Source organism: Ruegeria sp. L11 (assembly GCF_056531755.1).
Genome location: NZ_JBQFMI010000015.1, coordinates 61,499 through 67,498 on the forward strand (window position 1 = coordinate 61,499; position 6,000 = coordinate 67,498).

General features: G+C 56.9%; 6 protein-coding genes. 4 read left to right on the forward strand and 2 right to left on the reverse strand.

From position 1 onward, the window contains the following. The first annotated feature begins 38 nt into the window (after nucleotides 1–38). From ACR0CE_RS17325 to ACR0CE_RS17340, 4 genes are read left to right on the forward strand one after another with little or no spacing between them, the layout of a single operon-like run. Entirely contained in the window at nucleotides 39–1,592 is a 1,554-nt protein-coding gene (locus ACR0CE_RS17325) for a UxaA family hydrolase (RefSeq protein ID WP_480833317.1), read from the forward strand. Nucleotides 1,593–1,633: 41 nt separating this feature from the next. Further along, on the forward strand, nucleotides 1,634–3,157 hold the full coding sequence (locus ACR0CE_RS17330) for a sugar ABC transporter ATP-binding protein (protein WP_480833318.1): 1,524 nt from the start codon (nucleotides 1,634–1,636) through the stop codon (nucleotides 3,155–3,157). Continuing rightward, nucleotides 3,157–4,164 (forward strand): ABC transporter permease, encoded by a 1,008-nt coding sequence (locus tag ACR0CE_RS17335; RefSeq protein ID WP_480484663.1) that lies wholly within the window; start codon nucleotides 3,157–3,159, stop codon nucleotides 4,162–4,164. The genes ACR0CE_RS17330 and ACR0CE_RS17335 overlap by 1 nt, the downstream gene beginning before the upstream one ends. Before the next feature lie 44 nt (nucleotides 4,165–4,208). Then, complete coding sequence (locus tag ACR0CE_RS17340) at nucleotides 4,209–5,153, forward strand: substrate-binding domain-containing protein (RefSeq protein ID WP_480833319.1); 945 nt, start codon at nucleotides 4,209–4,211, stop codon at nucleotides 5,151–5,153. Nucleotides 5,154–5,207: 54 nt separating this feature from the next. On the opposite strand, the gene ACR0CE_RS17345 is transcribed toward ACR0CE_RS17340, so the two are convergent. Continuing rightward, nucleotides 5,208–5,507 carry a CcdB family protein gene (locus ACR0CE_RS17345; protein ID WP_480484665.1) on the reverse strand — a complete coding sequence of 100 codons (300 nt, stop codon included), beginning with the start codon at nucleotides 5,505–5,507 and terminating at the stop codon, nucleotides 5,208–5,210. Then, on the reverse strand, nucleotides 5,507–5,737 hold the full coding sequence (locus tag ACR0CE_RS17350) for a type II toxin-antitoxin system CcdA family antitoxin (RefSeq protein WP_480539822.1): 231 nt from the start codon (nucleotides 5,735–5,737) through the stop codon (nucleotides 5,507–5,509). Before ACR0CE_RS17350 ends, ACR0CE_RS17345 begins: the two co-directional genes overlap by 1 nt. Nucleotides 5,738–6,000 lie beyond the last annotated feature (263 nt).

Below are 6,000 nucleotides of genomic sequence, written 5' to 3' on the forward strand. Positions count from 1 at the left end.
TTATCCCCGTAGCTCTGTGGCGAACAAGCGGGGAATCCATGCACCCAGTTTCAAATATCAAAACCCCGGGAGGCCCGGCCCGTGACACAATCCGGCTGAACCCGGATGACAACGTGATCATCGCGTTGCGCGACCTGAAGGCCGACGCGCAACCGGATGGGATATCGATACGGCTTCCCACGGACATCGCACGCGGGCACAAGATCGCCACCGCCCCGATTGCGGCGGGTGAAAATGTGATCCGCTATGGACAGATCATAGGTCAGGCCAAAGCGGATATCGCCGCGGGCGAGCATGTTCATGTCCATAATCTGGGTATGGGGGCGCATCAGCAGGACTACGCATATGCAAGCGCGAACGCGCCGCTGCCCGAGATTTCAGGCGACCGTATCTTCCAGGGCTTCCACCGCGCCGATGGCAAGGTCGGCACGCGCAACTACATCGGCATTTTGACAACGGTGAATTGCTCTGGCTCCGTGGCGCGATTCATAGCCGAAGCCGCCGAGAAACGGGGCTTGTTGGACGCGTACCCGAATGTGGACGGCATCGTTCCGATCGTTCATGGCACCGGGTGTGGCATGTCCGGAAAAGACGAAGGCTATTCCACACTGTTTCGAACGCTGGCGGGATATGCCCAGCATCCGAATTTCGCCGGTATCCTGCTGATCGGTTTGGGCTGCGAAGTGATGCAGGTGGCCGATCTGGTTGGGGGTCGTCCGATCCGTCCTGATGGCGTGCTGCGTTATATGACCATACAGAGTGAGGGCGGCACACGCCGTACCATTGAACGTGGATTGAACGAGCTGCGCGGGATTGCCGACCTCGCGAACAAGGCCGAACGCAAACCTGCGCCGATCAGTGCGATAACGGTTGGAATGCAATGCGGTGGGTCAGATGGCTATTCCGGGATCACCGCCAATCCTGCTTTGGGCTATGCGTCGGATCTGTTGGTGCGGCATGGCGGTACGACGATCCTGTCCGAAACCTCGGAAATTTATGGCGCGGAACACCTTTTGACCCGGCGGGCCGAGACCGTTGAGGTCGGGGAAAAGCTGATCGAACGCATTCGCTGGTGGGAGGGATATACTCACCGCAACGGCGGCGAGATGAACAACAACCCAAGCCCCGGCAACAAGCGCGGCGGGTTGACGACCATTCTTGAGAAATCGCTTGGCGCCGTCGCCAAAGGCGGCACCGCGCCCTTGCGCGGTGTTTACAAGTTCGGCGAGAAAATCGACAAGGCCGGCTTTGTTTTCATGGACAGCCCCGGTTTTGATCCATGCTCGGTCACGGGGCAGGTAGCGTCAGGCGCGAACCTGATCGTGTTCACCACCGGGCGGGGCTCGGTTTCGGGATATCAACCAACACCCTGCATCAAGCTGGCTACCAATTCCGAAATGTATGCCCGGATGTCGGAAGATATGGATCTGAACTGTGGGGACATCGTCACAGACGGTGTGAGCATTGAGGCAAAAGGCGAAGAGCTGTTCGAAATGCTGATCCGCGTCGCATCGGGTGAACAAACAAAAAGCGAAGAACTTGGCTTTGGTGGGGTCGAATTTGTGCCCTGGCAAATCGGCGCGGTGATGTAGGCGGCACCACCCCTTGGGGAGAGGGGTGTTTGGGAGGATAAATGACAAAACTGGTCGACATGTCGGGGATCGAGAAACACTTTCCCGGAGTCCATGCGCTCAAATCAGTGCAGTTCGATCTGGTGCCCGGCGAAGTTCACGCGCTGATGGGCGAGAACGGCGCGGGAAAAAGCACGCTGATGAAAATCCTCTCGGGGATTTATCAGCGCGACGGTGGCACATTGCAAATCGAAGGGCGTGATGCAAACCCAACCACGCCACGCGAGGCGCTGGCTTTGGGTATCGGCATCATCCATCAGGAACTGAGCCTGATGAATGATCTGACGGTGGCACAGAATATTTTTATCGGCCGCGAACCTCGTAAACGGTTTGGCCGACTGAACGATGCTGCGTTGAATGCACAGACGGCCGAAATTTTTGCGTCCATGAACCTAAACCTCGACCCCAAGGCGCAGGTCGGCAGTCTGACCATTGCGAAACAACAGATGGTCGAGATCGCCAAGGCCCTTTCTTACCGGTCCAGGGTTCTGATCATGGATGAACCGACCGCGGCCCTGAACGATGCTGAAATTGCCGAGCTGTTCGTGATCATCCGCCGCCTGAAGGCCGAAGGCGTGGGCATTGTCTATATCAGCCACAAAATGGATGAGCTGAAGCAGATTGCTGACCGGGTCACGGTGATGCGCGACGGAGAATACGTTGGCACCGTTGACGCGGCAGCAACGCCGATCAGCCAGATTATCGCGATGATGGTAGGTCGCGAAGTCAAGGAAGAGCCGCTGGTCCCCCCCGATCTGAGCGATGCCGAGGTTTCGCTGGAAGTGACCGGGCTGTGTCGGGGTCACGAAATCCGCGATGTCAGCTTTTCGGTCCTGAAGGGTGAGATCCTGGGCTTTGCCGGGCTGATGGGGGCCGGACGTACCGAAGTTGCGCGGGCAATCTTCGGGGCTGATCCCAAAGATAGCGGAGAAATCCGGGTGCATGGGCAGGTGGTCTCGATCAGGACACCATCCGATGCCGTCAAGGCGGGCATCGGCTATCTTTCCGAGGATCGCAAGCATTTCGGCCTCGCCACAGGGATGAGCGTTCGTGACAATGTTGCCTTGGCTTCGATGGATATGTTCACCGGACGTGTCGGTGTTCTGAACGATGGTGAAATCGGCACGACGGCCAAGGGTTACATCACGCAGCTGGGCATTCGCACGCCTTCGGACACGCAGGAGGTACGCCTGCTGTCCGGCGGCAATCAGCAGAAAGTTGTCATTGCCAAATGGCTGCTGCGGGATTGCGATATCCTGATTTTCGATGAGCCCACGCGCGGTATCGACGTGGGCGCAAAATCTGAAATCTACAAGCTGCTGGAAGAACTGGCCGGGCAGGGCAAGACGATCATCGTGATTTCGTCGGAACTGCCCGAGATCATGCGCCTAAGCCATCGCATTGCCGTGATGTGCGAAGGCCGACTGACCGGCATTTTGCCGGGCGGCAAAGCCACCACTCAGGAAGACATCATGCATCTGGCGACGCAGCGGGCGGCGGCGATGCAGATAACAGGAACAGCGTAATGACCTCAGCAACGGAAATCGAAAAGAAAAGCCCACTGGCGGGGCTCTCGGAAAGCGGCGCCTACCAAAAGCTGCTGGCCTTCGCCAGCTTGATTGCCTTGCTGATCGGGTTTTCAATCGCGTCGCCGAACTTCATGCAAACTTCAAACATGATCGCCATCTTGCAGGCGACATCGGTCAATGGGGTGCTGGCGGTTGCTGCAACATTGGTCATCATAACTGGCGGGATCGACCTGTCCGTGGGAACTCTGATGACATTCTGTGCCGTTATCGCCGGTGTCGTGCTGACCTATCTCGGAATGCCACTGTTGTTGGGGGTTACGGCAGCGATTGCGGCGGGTGCGTTCTGCGGGCTGTGCTCGGGCACCTTTGTCGCCAAGATGAAAATCCCGCCCTTCATTGCCACGCTGGGTATGATGCTGATCCTAAAAGGGTTGTCGCTGGTGATTTCCGGCACGCGGCCCATCTACTTCAACGACACGCCGGGCTTTGACCAGATTTCGCGCGGGTCGCTGATCGGAAAGGTTTTTCCCGCATTACCGATCCCCAATGGCGTGCTGATCCTTTTCCTTGTTGCCATTGCAGCTTCGTACATTCTGGGGCGCACGGTTCTGGGCAGATACACCTTTGCGCTGGGATCAAACGAAGAGGCGGTGCGCCTATCGGGGGTGAATACCGATCTTTGGAAGATGCGTATTTACGCTCTGGCAGGTGGGATCTGCGGTATCGGTGGAATTCTGATCGCGTCGCGACTGAATTCGGCGCAGCCCGCGCTGGGGCTTGGCTACGAGCTGGAAGCCATCGCTGCCGTCGTGATCGGGGGCACGTCCCTGTCCGGTGGGCGTGGTACAATCCTTGGAACCCTGATCGGTGCCCTGATCATGGCAGTTCTGACCAATGGTTTGCGAGTGCTGTCCGTCGCGCAGGAATGGCAGACCGTTGTCACCGGCGCGATCATCATTCTGGCCGTTTACGCCGATATGGCGCGGCGCAGGAAGACAGGTTGAACAGTCACAAAAATCAGAAACGAAGACCAACTGGAGGAGAAGACATGCTAACACGTCGTTTCATTTTGGGGGGCCTGAGTGCGGCCAGCCTTTCGATACCTGCAACTATGTCATCGGCGGAAGACATATATATTCCGCTGGTGTCCAAAGGGTTTCAGCACCAGTTCTGGCAGGCGGTAAAGTCCGGTGCGGAACAGGCCGCGGAGGAATACGGTGTCACGATCACCTTTGAAGGCCCGGACAACGAAACCATGGTGGATCGTCAGATCGACATGCTGGCGGCGGCCCTGGCCAATAACCCCAAGGCCATCGGTTTTGCCGCTCTGGACAGCCAGGCCGCCATTCCACTGCTGAAGCAGGCTGATGAAAAGGGCATTCCGATCATTGCCTTTGACAGTGGCGTTGACAGCGACATTCCGGTTTCTACAGCAACAACAGACAATCAGGCCGCGGCTGCGCTAGCTGCGGACAAGATGGCCGAGATGATCGGCGGCAAAGGCAAAGTGGCCGTTGTTGCACATGACCAGACCAGCCGCACAGGCATCGACCGGCGCGACGGCTTCGTCAATCGCATTGCCGAAAAATACCCGGACATCGAAGTTGTCACGGTTCAATACGGTCAGGGTGACCACCTGAAATCGACCGAGGTGACCAAAGCGATCCTGACGGCGAACCCCGATCTGAATGGCATCTTCGGCACCAACGAAGGCTCGGCCATCGGTGTGGTGAATGGTGTGCAGGAACTGGGGACCGAGGGGCTGATCATCATCGGATATGACAGTGGCAAGGCCCAGAAAGATGCGATCAAAAGCGGGCTGATGGCGGGTGCAATCACTCAGAATCCCGTGGGCATCGGGTATGAAACCGTCAAGGCTGCTGTGGCCGCGATGAAGGGTGAAGAAGTTCCTGCCCTGATTGATACCGGGTTCTACTATTACGACGCATCCAACATCGACAATCCGAAGATCGCGGCAGTGCTGTACGACTGATCTTCATTGTCAAACTTGTTCCTGGCTCTTGGTTCTCCAAGGGCCAGAAGCTTGTCAGAATCCCTGCATTAGCATGTCGACGCCGGCGGTGATCTGCGCAAAGTGATCATCAAGGTTGTCGACCGGCGATTTTAGAATGCCCACCGGAACAGCAGCCATGAATTGGGTTGCCATTACAAACGGTTTGCCTTGGATATCAAAGACGGGATTGAGCCGGGTGGCTGGGATCGGCGCGGTCGCTTCGGGAAGCAGGGGCACGACGACGCGTGTGTTCAACCCGCTCAGCAGATCGCTCTGGATGTCCAGAAGATACCCGTCACCTGACGGGTTGGGGAATACGTCGTATTTTGGCATCAGAACTGTCGGTAGGTGTCCAGCGGTAAGCCATTACGCTCGACATACGCGTTGGAACTCTCAAGCGCGGCCTTGTTTTCGGCTTTCCAGCGCTCAGCTTTTGTACTGGCGACTGCGGCCCGAATGCCGTCTTCGGCTGCGCGGGAAAGATTGATCTTCAGATCCCGCGCCTCGGACAGCATATCGCCATCCAGTGATAGATTTGTCGGTTTACGAGATGGAGCATTCATTTGATTACCCTCTGAACTGCGCCATTTTACCATCACACGATATGCGCGTCAAACATGCGCATATTACGTGAAGCGTGGAAGCCCTCTGTTCAGCGGTACGTGGCAATCAGGAGATTTTTGGCCTGAAAAGAGCTTTGCGCTCAGTTCTTGTAACCTCTCATTACTGAGCGACTTTGTGTTTGTGTTTATTGAACTGTTGGTCGAAGAGGTTTTTGAAGGGTCCGTTTTTCTGCATGAGTTGGTCGAGGTTTCCCTGTTCGGCG

Coding starts and splice junctions, on each gene's coding strand:
- ACR0CE_RS17325 (WP_480833317.1), top strand. CDS start 39: ATGCACCCAGTTTCAAATATCAAAACCCCGGGAGGCCCGGCCCGTGAC.
- ACR0CE_RS17330 (WP_480833318.1), top strand. CDS start 1,634: ATGACAAAACTGGTCGACATGTCGGGGATCGAGAAACACTTTCCCGGA.
- ACR0CE_RS17335 (WP_480484663.1), top strand. CDS start 3,157: ATGACCTCAGCAACGGAAATCGAAAAGAAAAGCCCACTGGCGGGGCTC.
- ACR0CE_RS17340 (WP_480833319.1), top strand. CDS start 4,209: ATGCTAACACGTCGTTTCATTTTGGGGGGCCTGAGTGCGGCCAGCCTT.
- ACR0CE_RS17345 (WP_480484665.1), bottom strand. CDS start 5,507: ATGCCAAAATACGACGTATTCCCCAACCCGTCAGGTGACGGGTATCTT.
- ACR0CE_RS17350 (WP_480539822.1), bottom strand. CDS start 5,737: ATGAATGCTCCATCTCGTAAACCGACAAATCTATCACTGGATGGCGAT.